The sequence below is a fragment of the Klebsiella sp. PL-2018 genome (assembly GCF_019048985.1).
GTDB lineage: Bacteria > Pseudomonadota > Gammaproteobacteria > Enterobacterales > Enterobacteriaceae > Klebsiella > Klebsiella michiganensis.
In genome coordinates, this window is the sequence record NZ_CP077673.1 from 1,432,596 (window position 1) to 1,448,257 (window position 15,662).

15 protein-coding genes and 1 tRNA gene are annotated in these 15,662 nt (G+C 53.5%); 7 read left to right on the forward strand and 9 right to left on the reverse strand.

What is annotated here, in order from left to right:
- Window positions 1-30: 30 nt before the first annotated feature.
- Window positions 31-339, reverse strand: a complete 309-nt coding sequence (locus tag MKleb_RS06680; RefSeq protein WP_014228233.1) for a monooxygenase — start codon at window positions 337-339, stop codon at window positions 31-33.
- Window positions 340-548: 209 nt separating this feature from the next.
- On the opposite strand from MKleb_RS06680, the gene MKleb_RS06685 reads away from it, so the two are divergent.
- Window positions 549-1,694 (forward strand): porin, encoded by a 1,146-nt coding sequence (locus MKleb_RS06685; RefSeq protein WP_004130005.1) that lies wholly within the window; start codon window positions 549-551, stop codon window positions 1,692-1,694.
- Between the two features lie 117 nt (window positions 1,695-1,811).
- Here the strand turns inward: MKleb_RS06685 and mnmH are convergent, their stop codons facing one another.
- The 5 genes from mnmH to ppiB form a co-directional block, all read right to left on the reverse strand.
- Entirely contained in the window at window positions 1,812-2,891 is a 1,080-nt protein-coding gene (gene mnmH, locus MKleb_RS06690) for a tRNA 2-selenouridine(34) synthase MnmH (protein ID WP_025107128.1), read from the reverse strand.
- Between the two features lie 205 nt (window positions 2,892-3,096).
- Window positions 3,097-4,164 carry a 5-(carboxyamino)imidazole ribonucleotide synthase gene (purK, locus tag MKleb_RS06695; RefSeq protein ID WP_025107127.1) on the reverse strand — a complete coding sequence of 356 codons (1,068 nt, stop codon included), beginning with the start codon at window positions 4,162-4,164 and terminating at the stop codon, window positions 3,097-3,099.
- A complete protein-coding gene (gene purE / locus MKleb_RS06700) occupies window positions 4,161-4,670 on the reverse strand; it encodes a 5-(carboxyamino)imidazole ribonucleotide mutase (protein ID WP_004130058.1) in 510 nt (169 codons plus the stop codon). Before purE ends, purK begins: the two co-directional genes overlap by 4 nt.
- A 281-nt stretch (window positions 4,671-4,951) precedes the next feature.
- The gene (gene lpxH, locus MKleb_RS06705) at window positions 4,952-5,674 is read right to left on the reverse strand and encodes a UDP-2,3-diacylglucosamine diphosphatase (RefSeq protein WP_025107126.1); all 723 of its coding nucleotides are present in this window, start codon (window positions 5,672-5,674) and stop codon (window positions 4,952-4,954) included.
- 3 nt (window positions 5,675-5,677) lie between these two features.
- A complete protein-coding gene (ppiB, locus tag MKleb_RS06710) occupies window positions 5,678-6,172 on the reverse strand; it encodes a peptidylprolyl isomerase B (RefSeq protein WP_217076532.1) in 495 nt (164 codons plus the stop codon).
- Window positions 6,173-6,345: 173 nt separating this feature from the next.
- Here ppiB and cysS point away from each other — a divergent pair, with 173 nt between their 5' ends.
- Window positions 6,346-7,731 (forward strand): cysteine--tRNA ligase, encoded by a 1,386-nt coding sequence (cysS, locus tag MKleb_RS06715; protein WP_004848430.1) that lies wholly within the window; start codon window positions 6,346-6,348, stop codon window positions 7,729-7,731.
- Between the two features lie 294 nt (window positions 7,732-8,025).
- On the opposite strand, the gene ybcJ is transcribed toward cysS, so the two are convergent.
- Entirely contained in the window at window positions 8,026-8,238 is a 213-nt protein-coding gene (ybcJ, locus tag MKleb_RS06720; protein WP_025107125.1) for a ribosome-associated protein YbcJ, read from the reverse strand.
- Between the two features lies 1 nt (window position 8,239).
- Window positions 8,240-9,106 carry a bifunctional methylenetetrahydrofolate dehydrogenase/methenyltetrahydrofolate cyclohydrolase FolD gene (folD, locus tag MKleb_RS06725; protein WP_025107124.1) on the reverse strand — a complete coding sequence of 289 codons (867 nt, stop codon included), beginning with the start codon at window positions 9,104-9,106 and terminating at the stop codon, window positions 8,240-8,242.
- A 340-nt stretch (window positions 9,107-9,446) separates the two neighbouring features.
- On the opposite strand from folD, the gene MKleb_RS06730 reads away from it, so the two are divergent.
- The 3 genes from MKleb_RS06730 (at window position 9,447) to MKleb_RS06740 (ending at window position 10,941) form a co-directional block, all read left to right on the forward strand.
- Window positions 9,447-9,523 (forward strand) — tRNA-Arg (locus MKleb_RS06730).
- Between the two features lie 428 nt (window positions 9,524-9,951).
- Window positions 9,952-10,434 (forward strand): DNA-binding protein, encoded by a 483-nt coding sequence (locus tag MKleb_RS06735; RefSeq protein ID WP_217076534.1) that lies wholly within the window; start codon window positions 9,952-9,954, stop codon window positions 10,432-10,434.
- Between the two features lie 210 nt (window positions 10,435-10,644).
- Window positions 10,645-10,941, forward strand: a complete 297-nt coding sequence (locus MKleb_RS06740; RefSeq protein ID WP_071846135.1) for a hypothetical protein — start codon at window positions 10,645-10,647, stop codon at window positions 10,939-10,941.
- Window positions 10,942-11,056: 115 nt separating this feature from the next.
- On the opposite strand, the gene MKleb_RS06745 is transcribed toward MKleb_RS06740, so the two are convergent.
- Window positions 11,057-13,231, reverse strand: a complete 2,175-nt coding sequence (locus MKleb_RS06745) for an extracellular solute-binding protein (protein ID WP_025107122.1) — start codon at window positions 13,229-13,231, stop codon at window positions 11,057-11,059.
- 333 nt (window positions 13,232-13,564) lie between these two features.
- Here MKleb_RS06745 and MKleb_RS06750 point away from each other — a divergent pair, with 333 nt between their 5' ends.
- On the forward strand, window positions 13,565-14,389 hold the full coding sequence (locus MKleb_RS06750) for an MBL fold metallo-hydrolase (RefSeq protein WP_025107121.1): 825 nt from the start codon (window positions 13,565-13,567) through the stop codon (window positions 14,387-14,389).
- Between the two features lie 12 nt (window positions 14,390-14,401).
- Window positions 14,402-15,637: an MFS transporter gene (locus MKleb_RS06755; protein ID WP_025107120.1), complete on the forward strand. Its 1,236-nt coding sequence runs from the start codon at window positions 14,402-14,404 to the stop codon at window positions 15,635-15,637.
- The last annotated feature ends 25 nt before the right edge of the window (window positions 15,638-15,662 follow it).

A 15,662-nucleotide genomic window follows, 5' to 3' on the forward strand; every position in this document is an offset into this window, starting at 1 on the left:
CCGGGGGGTACCCGGTACGGATGCGCGTTGCTATTGCAGATGACCGTGGTTCAGCGCGGTGAGCGGCTCATTAACATCGAAAATTTTGCAGATAACCTCGTTTACGCCGAGAGATTTCAGGCGCGCGGTGTGCTTGTTGAGATAAGCGAGCGCGGTTTCTTCATTCGCAAAAAGATAGATCCCGCCCGCCTCCTGATTTTTTTCGCTTTCCGTCCAGACCTTCCAGATAAACCCCGGCTCCTGATTGATGGACTCGGCCAGCTCCACGAGCTGACGGGACATCTCGCTGCCGAAAGGACCGTTAAAGGCAAAGTGCAGCTGCAGTAGTTTTTTCGACATACTTCCTCCATGGATGATGTTTGCGCGGTAATAGACCATTTTAATGACATGGCGATGAAAAGATAACCACAGTTTTTTTAACGGCACAAAATGGTAAGTCACTGATTTTTAACCGCACGAAACATTAAAAACTCAACAACACGCCATACTCGATCGCAGTTAATATTCAACTGGTAAATATAAGGTTGCTTATTAATCAAGGAAAAAGTATGGCACATAAAATAAAAGCGCTGGCGATAACGATCGGCGCAGCCCTGGCGTTAACCTCTTTTGCATCCCAGGCGGAAATTACGCTTTTAAAACAAGATCCGCAGGCGGGCGATCCGTTAAGCCGGCTTAATTTCACCGTCGGCGGGAGCATCCGTCCCCAGTTCAACATGATGTCCGGCGACGGAGACAAAGGCTCTTATAAACGTAACGGTTTCGATGGCGGTACCCGTTTCCGCTTCGCCGCCGACTACTATCTGTTCGATGATATTAGCTGGATCAGCTACTACGAGCTGGGCGTCAATATTCCGGCGCTTTTCGACTGGGATAACCACTACGCCGAAGGCGCGAATAACACCAGCCGCCGTATGCTCTATACCGGCCTGAAAAGCGATACCTGGGGGACGTTAACCTACGGTCAGCAGAACAGCGTTTATTACGACGTGGTCGGGGTAAAAACCGATATCTGGGATTACGACATGATAGGCCAGGCACCGGGTAACGGCATCAACGGCGACTACGATGGCTCCTATCGCTCACGCAATATGCTGAAATATAAGAAAACCGTTGGCGATGTCGATCTTTACGCCTCTTATCTGTTTGAGGACAGCGAATATCTGCCGGGCAACGGCCTGCGCTACAAGCGTAAAGGCGGCGGCTCCATCGGCGCCGATTACCACATCATGAAGGATTTGACCTGGGGCGCAGCGTGGAACTATACCCGCGCCGATATGCGTAACCCCTCCAGTTCAGACAGCAAATCATACGATCAGAATATCGTCGGTACCGCGCTAAGCTGGACGCCGGATAACTGGACCTTCTCCTTCGGCGGCGGCTGGTATCAGAACTTCCTGACCACCAAAAAAACCGATGTTCATAACTACTTCGCGGGCGATGCCTGGGGTATTGAGTACTTTGCCGGTTATAAATTCCCGATTGGTCAGTATGCGGTGAAATCTATTCAGCCGTACTTTATGGGCGACCGCCTGCAGTACGTGAACGGCCGCAACTATCAGCGGATTGATAATGGCGTCGGCGTGAGCTTCCAGCTGGATTATGGTTTCCGCGTTGACTATGAACACGTCTTCACGTCGAGCACCGACAACCTGGGCGATATGAACCTGGTGCGTCTGCGCTACGACTTCTAAGCGCTGACACTTCCCCGGTGACGCTGCGCTTACCGGGGCTACAGGTTCACCGCCGTCTGCGGACCCGTAGCCCGGCTAAGGCGTTTACGCCGCAAGCCGGGACAGGAGAGGATGTGATTACTCCGCCAGCCAGGCGGCGACGTCCTGCCAGCTGCCGCGAAAAATAATCTTCTCCGCTTTTTTGCCGAGCTGGTAGCGGTACATCGGATCGTAATACTCGTTCAGCAGGGGAACCAGCCAGCTGAAGTGGGCTTCGGTGCTGGCGGTTCGCTGTTGCTCAAGCAGGGCTTCATCAAGCCGGGCGGTGAGCTGGGCAAAACGCTGTAACCCGAGGCGGCGGCGGATTGCGAACAGACCATGATGCAGATATTCGCTATACGCCTGCCAACCTTGCTCTTCGCCGTAGGCCGCCAGGAAATCATGATGCATGCGCGCAAAATACTCTTCCCGCAGCCGTTCAAGACGGACAGCGAACGGATCTTCCACCACCGCCAGCGGCGACTGCGCCATGCGAAGGCGCATGCACTCCGGCAGGTGATTGGCGCCAATCATATGCCCCTCATCCTCCAGCACCCAGCGCGTCTGCTGCCCTGACTTTTTGAGCATTGCCACGGCCAGGTGATTTTCAAAGGTTGCCTGCTGATGCTGCTCCTGCAGGGTGCGACCGAATGAAGAGCCGCGGTGATGGGCGAGCCCTTCGAGATCGATACCGTCCGGTTGAGCGCCGACCAGCTGGGTTTTACCGTTACCGGTACAGCCGCCGATCAGCACGATAGGGCGCTGCACCAGCTCTTCGGTAAGCTGTATCGCCGCCTGGCGCAGCGCTTTGTAGCCGCCGACGATCAGCGGGTAATCCACGCCCGCTTCCTTCAGCCACTGCTGGACGATATGCGAACGCTGGCCGCCGCGAGCGCAGCACAGGTAGCCCTCGGGATAGCGCACGCAGGCCTCTTTCCAGGCGGCGAGGCGGCGGGCGCGAATCTCACCATTCACTAACTGATGGCCCAGCGCGAGAGCGGCTTCCGGCCCCTGACGCTTATAGCAGGTGCCGACGGCGGCGCGCTCGTCATCGTTCATCAGCGGCAGGTTGATCGCCGCGGGCATGGCGCTTTGCCTGAATTCAACCGGGGCGCGTACGTCAATCAGCGGCGTATCGCTGGCGAGAATCTGCCGAATATTCTGTGGTACTAATTCCATCATTTAAACCGTTAAGCCATTCAGACGCGTCGCTCGACGCGATAATTCCTCTATTGTACGCGGTGAGCGCCCTGCTGAATTGATTTTTCACGGTGTATCGCTGAATAGCGTCAGGAATGGCTGGATTTAAGCATCCGTGGGGCTGGCAAGTTGGGTAGCCCGGCTAAGGCGCAGCGCGCCGCAAGCCGGGATAAAGGAGAGAGGATTACGCCAGCTGCGCCTGCGCCCAGAAGATACCGCTGGCATATTCCGGCGGCAGCAGCGGCTTCAGCGCTTCCAGCGTCGCGCTCAGGCGGTCGGTATCGCTGTCGGTCAGGTTCAGGTGGCCGACTTTACGACCCGGGCGTACCTCTTTGTCGTACCAGTGCAGATGCACCAGCGGCAGCTTCAGCCAGTCATAGTTCAGATCGGTACCGATCAGGTTGATCATCACCGACGGGCTGTTCACCACCGGCGGCGGCAGCGGCAGATCGGTAATCGCCCGCAGATGCAGCTCGAACTGGCTAATGGAGGCGCCGTTTTGCGTCCAGTGGCCGCTGTTGTGCACGCGCGGCGCCAGTTCGTTAATCAGCAGGCCATCAGCGGTGACGAAACACTCCATCGCCATCACGCCAACGTAGCCCAGCTCATGCATGATCGCCGACAGCATCTGCTCCGCCTGCGCCTGCTGGCGGGCATTGGCCTGCGGAAAGGCGACGCTGGCGCGTAAAATACCGTCCTGATGCAGGTTGCGGGTCAGAGGATAGAAGACCGTGCTGCCGTCCCGGGCGCGAGCGCCGACCAGCGATACCTCGGCGGAGAAGTTAATGCCCTGCTCAACGATACACTCGCCGTAGTTATCCTCCGGCAGCTGCGCGGTTTCATTTTCCCGCAAACGCCACTGGCCGCGGCCATCGTAGCCGCCGACGCGGCGCTTAACGATAGCCAGCTCCCCGAGGCGGGCGAATACCGCAGGCCATTCGCTTTTATCCGCCAGAAGCTGCCACGGCGCGGTGGCGAGCGCTAGCTTATCGAACAGTTGCTTTTGCGTCAGGCGGTCGGCGATTATCGGGAAAACGTCGCGGTTAACGAAGGCGGAATGACGCGCCAGCTCGCGGGTCAGCGCTGTTTCCGGCCAGCGTTCAATCTCTGCGGTAATCACGCTTTGCTGTACCGGCACCGCTTCCGGGTCGGCTTCCAGACCGACCGGCCAGACCGCAATACCCAGCGGCTCGCCGGCCTGGCGCAGCATCCGGCCTAGCTGACCGTTGCCGAGAACGCAAACCTGCTTCATGCCGCACCCCGCGGATCCGGGTTATCCAGCACGTCATCGGTTTGCGCCTGACGCCAGGCGCTGAGGCGCTGGTGCAGTTCCGCATCGTGCTGGGCGAGGATCTGCGCCGCCAGCAGGGCGGCGTTGGCGGCCCCGGCTTTGCCGATGGCCAGCGTACCCACCGGGATGCCGCGCGGCATCTGGACGATGGAGTAGAGGCTGTCTACGCCGCTCAGTGCCGCGCTCTGAACCGGCACGCCTAACACCGGCACCAGCGTTTTCGCCGCAATCATGCCCGGCAGGTGCGCCGCGCCGCCGGCACCGGCAATAATCACCTGAAAACCGTTTTCTTCCGCGCCTTCGGCGAAGCTGAACAGTTTATCGGGCGTGCGGTGGGCGGAGACCACTTCGACATGGTACGGAACGTTCAGGGCATCAAGGATTTCTGCGGTAAACTGCATGGTAGCCCAGTCGCTTTTGGACCCCATCACGATGGCGATACGCGCCGAATTATTGCGGGAAGACATGCGTCTTAAAACTCCTGTGGGTGTGTTTCACACTGCTTTAGAGGCCACAGAGAATAGCATGAACTCCCGGCAAGGAAAACGGTTGCGTGTGCATGGCCAGCCGCCTTTGTGTTGTCGGTATTCGATGAAACGCGCCGGTTATGAGCGGGCAAAAAGTAAAACCAGCCCCCGTCCCCGGGTCAGCATAAGAATGCCCATCACCAGCAGGTAGATTTGCACAACGCGCTCATCGTGCGGCCCGGATAAATCGCGGAAAAAGAAAGAATCAGCCCTTGCCGGGGCTAGAAAGGAAAATGAATCAGCTCAACGTCTTCTGGCGTCACTTTGACCATAGAGCCCTGGCTATGCCAGGCGCCGAGCACCACGCGGTACGCGGTTTGGCCGTTGGCTTCTAGCGGGTGGACGGCGGGGCGGTGCGTATGCCCGTGAATCAGCCACTGAACGCGATGTTTCTCCATGACGTCAACCACCGCCTGGGGATTCACATCCATAATTTCCATCGACTTGCTGCTGTTGGCCGCTTTGCTGTCGGCGCGCATTCTGGCGGCGATACGGCGGCGGATAAACAGCGGCAGGGCCAGAAACAGGCGCTGGATCCAGGGATTGTGAACTTTCGCGCGAAACGCCAGATAGCCTGCATCGTCGGTGCAGAGGGTGTCGCCGTGCATAATCAGCACCTTGCGCCCGTAGAGGTCGAGAAGCTTCTCTTCCGGCAGCAGGGTCATCGCGCTTTCGCGGGCAAAGCGCTTGCCGACGAGAAAGTCGCGGTTGCCGTGAAGGAAGTAGCAGGGGACGCCGGAATCGGCCAGCGCTTTGAGCGCTGAGGCGATTTGCCGATGCAGCGGGTTAGGATCGTCATCGCCGATCCAGGCTTCAAAGAGATCGCCGAGGATATACAGGGCGTCCGCCCTGCGGGCTTCCCCCTGTAAAAAGCGCAGAAAACCGGCGGTAATCGCCGGTTCTTCCGTTTGCAGATGCAAATCCGCAATAAAAAGTGTCGCCACGAATTATTCGCTAACGGTGACGCTTTTGATCACAACATCTTCTTTCGGCACATCCTGGTGCATGCCGCTGCGGCCGGTGGCGACCGCTTTGATTTTGTCGACCACGTCCATCCCTTCAACGACTTCTGCGAATACGCAGTAGCCCCAACCCTGCAGGCTTTCGCCGGAGAAGTTCAGGAAGTCGTTATCGGCGACGTTGATGAAGAACTGCGCGGTGGCGGAGTGGGGCGCCTGAGTACGGGCCATCGCCAGCGTACCGCGGGTGTTTTTCAGACCGTTGTTCGCTTCGTTCTGAATAGGAGATTTGGTGGTTTTCTGATTCATGCCCGGCTCAAAACCGCCGCCCTGAATAATAAAACCGTTGATTACACGGTGGAAAATAGTGTTGTCGTAGAAACCTTCACGACAGTAGTCCAGGAAGTTTTTAACTGTTTCCGGCGCTTTGTCGTCAAACGTCTTGATTACGATATCGCCATGATTGGTGTGGAAAGTAACCATTTTTGCATCCTGTTCCGATGATTGTGGTGCCTGCACCCGGAGTCGGGTGAGATATAGGGGGCTGTTATAGCATAACCGCGGGGTTGGATCACCTTGCAATGTGTGCTGCTTCGGGGTTGAATTAAGGTTAGAATACGCGACTTATATCCACACACGTCTACACGGAATCTTCGATGTTAAAAATTTTTAATACACTGACGCGCCAAAAAGAAGAATTTAAACCTATCCATGCCGGGGAAGTTGGCATGTACGTGTGTGGTATTACCGTTTATGACCTCTGTCACATCGGCCATGGCCGTACCTTCGTCTCATTCGATGTGGTCGCGCGCTACCTGCGTTTCCTGGGCTACAAGCTAAAGTACGTGCGCAATATCACCGATATCGACGACAAAATCATTAAGCGTGCTAATGAAAACGGCGAAAGCTTTGTTGCGCTGGTGGATCGCATGATTGCCGAGATGCACAAAGACTTCGACGCGCTGAATATCCTGCGCCCGGATATGGAGCCGCGAGCGACTCATCACATTGCGGAAATTATTGAGATTACCGAGCAGCTGATCGCTAAAGGCCACGCGTATGTTGCCGACAACGGCGACGTCATGTTCGATGTGCCGACCGATCCGAACTATGGCCAGCTGTCGCGTCAGGATCTCGACCAGCTGCAGGCCGGCGCGCGGGTTGATGTCGTTGACGTCAAGCATAACCCGATGGACTTTGTGCTGTGGAAGATGTCGAAAGAGGGCGAGCCAAGCTGGCCGTCGCCGTGGGGCGCGGGCCGTCCAGGCTGGCACATTGAGTGTTCAGCGATGAACTGCAAACAGCTGGGCAACCATTTTGATATTCACGGCGGTGGTTCGGATCTGATGTTCCCGCACCATGAAAACGAAATCGCCCAGTCCACCTGCGCCCACGACGGCGAGTACGTCAATTACTGGATGCACTCCGGGATGGTGATGGTTGACCGCGAGAAGATGTCAAAATCGCTGGGCAACTTCTTTACCGTGCGCGACGTGCTGAAGTTCTACGACGCGGAAACTATTCGCTACTTCCTGATGTCCGGCCACTATCGCAGCCAGCTGAACTACAGCGAAGAGAACTTAAAGCAGGCGCGTTCCGCGCTGGAGCGTCTGTATACCGCGCTGCGCGGAACCGACAAAACCGCAGAGCCGGCCGGCGGCGAGGCGTTTGAGGCGCGCTTTATCGAAGCGATGGACGACGATTTTAATACTCCGGAAGCCTATTCCGTGCTGTTCGATATGGCGCGTGAGGTTAACCGCCTGAAAACCGAAGATGCCGCCGCGGCCAACGCGATGGCGGCGCATATGCGCAAGCTCTCTTCTGTGCTGGGGCTGCTGGAACAGGAGCCGGATGCTTTCCTGCAGAGCGGCGCGCAGGCGGACGACGGGGAAGTGGCGGAAATTGAGTCGTTGATCCAGCAGCGTCTGGACGCGCGTAAAGCGAAAGACTGGGCGGCGGCGGATGCCGCGCGTGACCGTCTCAACGAGATGGGCATCGTGCTGGAAGATGGCCCGCAGGGCACCACCTGGCGCCGTAAGTAGTCTCATTCTCTCTTTTTAGCCGGGGCCATCCCCGGCATTTTTTTGCCCTGACTCAGGCTAAGAAACGAAGCGCGGTCCTGATTTCGCCTTCGTACGTTCCCGGCCAGCGGCTGCAGCGTTCGTTGGGAAGAAGAGGTATCAGGCGGAAGTGCAGGTTGCCGGAGGCAGCCAGGGGAGCGGCTGTGCTACACAGGACGTGATATCGGAAGATGGCGGCGCTGACTGAAGTGCAGAAAAACGAGAGATCATCTGTCGGGGTGGGGGGACAGGCGCCGGTTGCGGCGCCTGAACGTTTTACTCGGTAACGGTAACGCTCTGACCTTCAAAGCTCACCGTTTGACCGGCGACGATTTTGCAGCGCTTGCGGGTTTCCACCACGCCGTCAACGTTGACCAGGCCGTCGGCAATAGCGATTTTCGCCTGCGCGCCGCTTTCGCTCCAGCCTTCCAGCTTCAGCAGGTCGCACAGTTCAACGTGCGGGTGTTTGCCTAAAGAAAAATTCGCCATCTCAGGCCTCCTGAATGTCGTGATACTCTTCGCACGCCTGCAGCGTGTTCTGAATGAGGGTGGCTACGGTCATCGGGCCGACGCCGCCGGGAACCGGCGTGATGTACGACGCGCGCGCGGCGGCATCTTCATAGACCACATCGCCAACCACTTTGCCGCTTTCCAGGCGGTTAATCCCGACATCGATCACGATCGCGCCTTCTTTAATCCATTCGCCCGGAATAAAGCCCGGTTTACCGACAGCCACGATCAGCAGGTCGGCATTTTCGACGTGATGACGCAGGTTTTTGGTAAAACGGTGGGTGACGGTGGTGGTGCAGCCTGCCAGCAGCAGCTCCATGCTCATCGGGCGTCCGACAATATTGGAGGCGCCAATGACCACCGCGTTCAGGCCGTAGGTATCAATGTTGTAACGCTCAAGCAGCGTGACGATCCCACGCGGCGTGCACGGACGCAGACGCGGCGCGCGCTGGCACAGACGGCCCACGTTATACGGGTGGAAACCGTCAACGTCTTTGTCCGGCGAAATGCGCTCCAGCACTTTGACATTATCAATGCCGGCGGGCAGCGGCAGCTGGACCAGAATGCCGTCGATGGCGCTATCCGCATTCAGGGTGTCGATGAGTTCCAGCAGATCCGCTTCGCTGGTGGTTTCCGGGAGATCGTACGAGCGGGAGACGAAGCCTACCTCTTCACACGCTTTGCGCTTGCTGCCGACATAAATCTGCGATGCCGGGTTGCTGCCGACCAGCACGACGGCTAACCCTGGAGCACGAAATCCGGCCGCAACGCGCGCCTTCACTTTTTCCGCAACCTCAGAGCGTACCTGCTGCGCAATCGTTTTACCGTCAATAATTTTTGCTGCCATCAGAGAGAGGATTCCATCTGTATCTTTACGAAAGGGGGATGGCGATATTTTGTCAGAAGCCAGCCCCGCTGTCAGTCTTCGTTTAAGATTTTATCTTTCTTTGGCGTTACGGCGGCTGAAAAACGGGCCTGACCGCGCTGCGAATGGCGCAAAAAGGAGCCCGGGAGCCGAAGAAAAGTTAACGTGCAGAAACATAAGGTTGGATAAACTTTATACTGCTTTTGCGGCATAAGCCGCCAGCCTGCACAGGCAAGCGCAGTTTCGCGGCAAAATACATTGACTCATCAGGCGTGGACCGTATAATTCCGGCGATTGCACATCATGAAGCTCGCTTCTCAATGCGCCCTTAGCTCAGCTGGATAGAGCAACGGCCTTCTAAGCCGTAGGTCACAGGTTCGAACCCTGTAGGGCGTACCATTTTTTTGTTAAGAATCCTCTGCCAAATCCTCTTCCCTTACCTTTTACTCCCTAGAATGAGTCTTTTTCTATGACTGGCTTTATCGAAGCCTACGCAGGTGTAAACGAATCAGGGCGGCGCAGAAGACTTTTACGGGCTTATTTCATTCAGGCGAATAGGGGCGCCCTCAATCCACCAATAAAAGGAACGGCAGAGCCAAATGAGAGATAATACCAACTCATTGATGGTGGCGAATTGCATCGGTTGGTTACAGCAGTAGGTCTTTCGTTGATTGAGGGATGCGTAGTAATATAGGCAGATACAGTCTAAAATATTTGAGTTAGTATATTCGCCATTGAATCACATAATATGCCGGGTCGGATGAAATATATGAAACTATGAGGATGCTATAGCATTCAATCATGGAACATGCCGCTAAGGACAGTATATGAATATAACTGAAGATAATCTCAATGAAACAATTGATTTGCTGAATGATTTAATTTGCGATGAAAATTTGTTAACACGCACGGAACGCCTTGATTTGGTCCGGGCTGTTGCCGCCATCGGGGCGATGAAAGCACGTGTTGCTATACTGTCTTCACAAAAATCTTCGTCGGTAAAAAAGAGTGGAGAAAAGAAAGAAAAGGTTATCGATCCACGGTTTCCAAACGCTGGCATACCCTGGAATGATAATGATGAGTCCATGCTACGGGAAGTATTAGAGCCTATTCCGGAGGAGGAGATAGGAGAGCATCTCTTCTGGCTGGCTGAAAAGCTTGGGCGCACTCCTTATAGCGTAGCTTGTAAGATAGCTCAGATAAACAAATTACCTGCAGAATGGAAAGATAGCTTCCGTAAAATTTCCGATCGGATTCGCGATTCGAAAATGACGATTAGCGAATATATTCAAGCTAAAGGCCATGAATAGACGCGGAATAAGATTCGAGCCCACATGGCTTTGAGGCACTTTTTAGTACAGGATCTGCGTGCAAGCTGCAGGCAGATCGACTGTATAACGATTTCTTGTGACGTTACCAAAAAATATTTTCAGAGATATTCGGCACTATTGAGAAAGATCAATATGCTGTTTCTTGCTGCCGCGTAATTTGAGTTGTCCTCTCTCACAAGAGCAATCATTATGGCCGTTAAACGACCCGTTACCGCCGTGTTAGTGTTGCTGTGCACTTTTATCGTCGGCGCTGCTGCTGCTAAAACACCGCAATTAACTGATGATCAAGTTAAGCAGCAAATTATTGAGGCTTCTATCGCTTCTTACCCCGGCGTTTGCGCTTGTCCGTTTAATCGGGCGAGAAACGGCAGTGCCTGCGGCAGGCGCAGTGCCTGGAGTAAAGCAGGAGGCTATGCGCCAGTTTGTTATAAGAAAGAAGTCACTCAAGAGATGATTAAACGCTGGCGTCAATCTCAACAAATATAAATATTTATCTCCGCTGGAAACTCAACGATAGTTTGCGCTGGAACCTGGTTTCAGAGAGTCCAGCAACACGCAGACTCTCTGGAAAAAGGGCAGAGGCACGCTCGTTTTCCTGGCCTCAGGCGCCGGTTTCATTTTTTATTCGCCTGTTAATGTATTCCACGGCCTGAGAGACATCCATAATCCCATTTATCGCGTTCGTCACGCCCTGGCCGATAATAATTTCTGCCTGGCGCAGGTTGAAGGGCTTACCCTGCGTACCCTGCGACTCTCTTATCCCGACCATGCCCTTTTCATTCAATAAATTAAACCATGGATAGAGGTTCAGGACGTTCTGATCGTGACAAACCCCTGACCAGGCGCAGTTTCCTCCGAGCAGAACCAGATGACGCGCAATTTCATCGGAATAAAGCCAGTTGAAGAACTGTTCAACCTGCTTTTTCTTTTTGCTGTAGCGGGACATCCCAATGGATCCCCCTCCCAACTGTGGAAGCTGTCCCGGGACTGAAGCATAGCCGATAGTGGGAGCGATAGGGCTATGCGCGACGTCGTTGAACAAATTGAGATACATGATCAACATGGCGAGGTTGCCGCGCTCAAACTGCTTAACGGCGTCACTCCACCATTCTCCTGAGAGATTCACGGCGACGGAGAGCTGTTGCAGGTATTGTTCAAGCGCCGTAGCGGCAAGCGAAGTCTCCAGTTGAACTGGTTCGCCTTCGCGAACCAGACGTCCGCCGAGCGCGTAGTAACGCAGCAGATATTCCGTGGCGATAAGCCCTGAGCTGCCTAAGGTCACCGCCGTGCCCATCGGGCGCAGCCTGTTATCCGGCTGATGCTGGCGACTGAAGAAAGTCGCTAACTCATCAAATTGCGCAAAGTTTTCGGGTAGCGTTAACTCTTTGCCCGTCGTTTCGTAGAACATCCGTTTTATCGTCGCATCTTCAAAGAGATCGCGTCGGTAAAACAGGAGCTGCATACTGGCATCAAAGGGGATGGCCCACGCGGTGCCATTCACCATGCTGAAGTGCTGTTGAATCTGGTCAGAAAAATGAGTCAGCAGCTGCGGCAGCGCAGGGGAAATCGACTCCAGCGGCAATAACGCTTTTTCTGCAAACCAGGGAAAACAGGCCATATCGATGCGCAGGAGATCGTAATAGGGATGCAGATGAAGATGGGAAAGAATTTCAAACACTTCATCATAAGGATAAACCGCAAGATTTACCTTGATACCGGTCTGACGATAAAAGTGAGGTAACAGCTTTTTCAGCGCATCGGTTGAGGGGCTGGGTAAAATTAACATATTCAACGTCGCCTCAGTCTCAGGCGGCTGGACGGATTGGCCATCTAATGAAAATCCGCTATTTGTCAGAATTCGATGCGTTACCTGTTTTTTAGGCTGGCGAATATGGGAAGCGATGGCGGTACCCAGGCGACCATAGTCCATCTGGTAGTTTGTGACGCCGTCGAAGGCTGCCGGAAGATTATCACTCAACTGCAGTATCTGCGGACAGGACTGCACGCTACCAAACCAGGCTGCCTGCGTCACGGCTCGCGTTTTATCACTATCCTGAGTGATGAAAATATCGGGGGGAACGCCGCGGAAAAAATCAAACGCTACGGTGTTAGACTCGCCCGCCTGCGAGGATAAAACGGTGAGCTTAGTCTGCGGACTTACTGTCCGGCAGGTCTCCTGTATCGCCTGCATAAAACATGCGCTATGAGCATATTCAAGTGGTTCGCAGAAGATACCGATATGGCCCGGCCGCTGCGCGAGCGCTCTTCTCGCAAGGTGTTCACCCGCAGTGACGTAATCGAGGCTGAAATAGTTGTCAGCTCCGGCAGGTTGCCGGTACGCAAAAAGGATCTGTTCCGCGGGCAGCTTAAGCATTTCATAATAAGGTTGGCTATTGCTCAGGCAGCTGACGGTAACAATGGTCTGGTAAGATTTTGCCGCCAGCATTTGCAGAATCTCCAGTTCCAGGCTGGGCAGATCGTTGGTCAGGTAAAGATCCAGCGGTTCGCTTAATGATGGCTGACAGACCTGATGTAAGCCCCGGTAAAGCTGGTAATACTGCTCCGCATTAATGTCTGGCAGCAGTAGCGCCACCCCCTGGCTTTTACTGGCTCTTAACGATTGCGCCTGCGCATTTAACTGATAGCCCACTTCCTTAGCCGCTCGTTGAACCGCTTCAATCTTCTCAACGCTGACATTACCTCTGCCATTAAGTACGTTCGAGACAGTGCCGTGTGACACACCGGCTAGCTTTGCTATGTCTTTGATTGTCGGCATATTTTAATCCTTACCCTCATGCGTTGATGCTAGCACGGCCTACCTCTGAAAACTATCGTTGCCGGTGTTATTTGAACGTTACAAAATAAATTTGTGTGATTTATAGACATTAAAAATATTAATCTTTTCCGGCTTGAGACGAGTAACCATGTAGTAAAGATTACAATTTGTTGAAATTTAACATAAATAAAATAAGTTTTTGAAGGTGATCACTTCTGGGATAAAAGATCATTGTTCCTGTTAAACGGCAGAACCATAATTGACACGTTCCAATTACTTTTGATTGCATTTCTGATGATAAAAACAGCAACCTGTTAGTGATAAGAGGAAATCATGAAGATCCATTTTCTGGGAACGGCAGCGTCTGAAGGAATACCTAACCCGTTTTGCCGCTGCGAGCACTGTCAGCAAGCCCGTATACGTAAGGGAAAAGACATTCGTACACACTCTTCCGCGATTATTGATGATGAACTGTTGATTGACGTCGCACCGGAATTTAGCCAGCAGCTGCTGCGCGACGGCATGGACGCAACTGAAATCAGGTCGCTTCTGTTTACCCATACTCATCCCGATCATTTCAACGTCGGCGATCTTTTCAGCCGAATGGAGGGTTACGGATTTGAGATTACCCATCCGCTGAATATCTTTGGGAACGATCGTGCGATTAACGGTGCGGCAGAGGTTTTGCCGGGCTATAGCGCAGAGCGCTTTGCCTTTCATTGCCTGGTGCCCTTCGTCACCGTAGAAACCCGTGGTTATCGGATAACTCCGCTGCTGGCTAACCATGCTAAATGGGAGCTTTGTTATACCTGGTTTATCGAAAAAGAGGGCCAGTCAATATTTTACGGTCATGACTCTGGCTGGTTTCCTGAGCTCACCTGGCAGTGGCTGGAAGGAAAAAAAATCGATCTGGTCGTTCTGGAGTGTACCTACGGCTTTAATGGAGAAAATCGTACCAATAACCATATGAGTCTGGAAACGGTGTTCGCTGCCAGAGACAGACTGGCGGAACTGGGCTGCCTGAAGAAAACAAGTCAGCTTGTCGTCTCGCATATTTCACACAGCGGCGGTCTTCTGCACGATGAGCTAGTAGCAGCATGCGATAAAGAGAACATTCTTGTTGCCTGGGACGGGCTTAACCTGAGCATTAACCAATAAAGGATATGCAATATGGACCTTAATAAAACACCACGCCTGTTAATTATGATGTTCATACAGTACTTTATGCAGGGTGCCTGGAATATGACCATGGGGCTGGTATTAAGTACCTATGGAATGGCGACCATAATCGGCTCATCCTATGCCTTGCTCGGATTAGCGACAATTATTTCACCGTTATTTATTGGTATGGTGGCCGATCGCTTCTTTGCATCACAAAAGGTCATGGCGATCCTGCACTTAATCAATGCTGGCGTTCTGCTGTTTGTTCCGCAATTTATTGAAGCACAAAATACCGGCATGACGCTGACCATGATTTTCCTCGTTGGTCTGCTGTTTTATCCGACAACTGCGCTGGCTAACAGTATCAGTTTTAGCCATATCAATGGGGTTAAATATTTCCCATTCATCCGCGTTTTTGGCACCTTCGGCTTTATGGCAATCGGCTTTATCATTGGTGAAATGGGATATTCCGGCAACACGGTTACCTGGTATATTGCGGCAGCTTCCGGCGTCGTCCTGGGCTTATATTGCTTCACATTGCCGAATACGCCGCCAAAAGCAAAAGGAAACGCTTTTGCGCTGCGCGATCTGTTATGTCTCGATGCTCTGGCACTCTTCAAAGATCGTAGCTTCAGCGTGCTGATGCTGAGTATCTTTGTCTTAATGATCCCCAAAACCGCATATTCCGCCTATATTCCGGTCTTTTTGAAAGCGCTGGGGTTCGATAATGCCGCATCAATGATGCAGATCGGGATTGCCTGCGAAGTGATTTTCATGTTCCTGCTGTCGTTCTTCTTACTAAAAGCCGGCTTTAAAATCACGCTGATGCTGGGGGCCGTTTGCTGGATCATCCGCACGCTATTGTTTGCTCATGCCTCGCTGGATGCCAACATGATGTTTGTGCTGATTGGCCTGATGTTACAGGGATTCTGCTGGGACTTTTTCTTTACCGTCGGCGATATTTATGTCGACCGCAAAGCCGCGCCAGAGATCAAAGCGCAGGCGCAAAGCTTGAGGTTTATCGTCTCCAACGGCGTCGGGCTGCTGTTTGCTTCTACCGTTTGCGGGCAGATTTTTAACAATACCGTGACAGAGCAAGGGCCGGAAGCATTACCGCAATGGGAAACATTCTGGTTAGTTTCAGCCGGTGTGGCCGCGGTAGTGAGCGTCTTCTTCCTGATTTTCTTCCGCGACGATCTGTCAAAACGCAAAACGGATCTCGCATTGAAGAAAGCGAATTCCTGATTGATAACGGATCTTTCATTAAGGT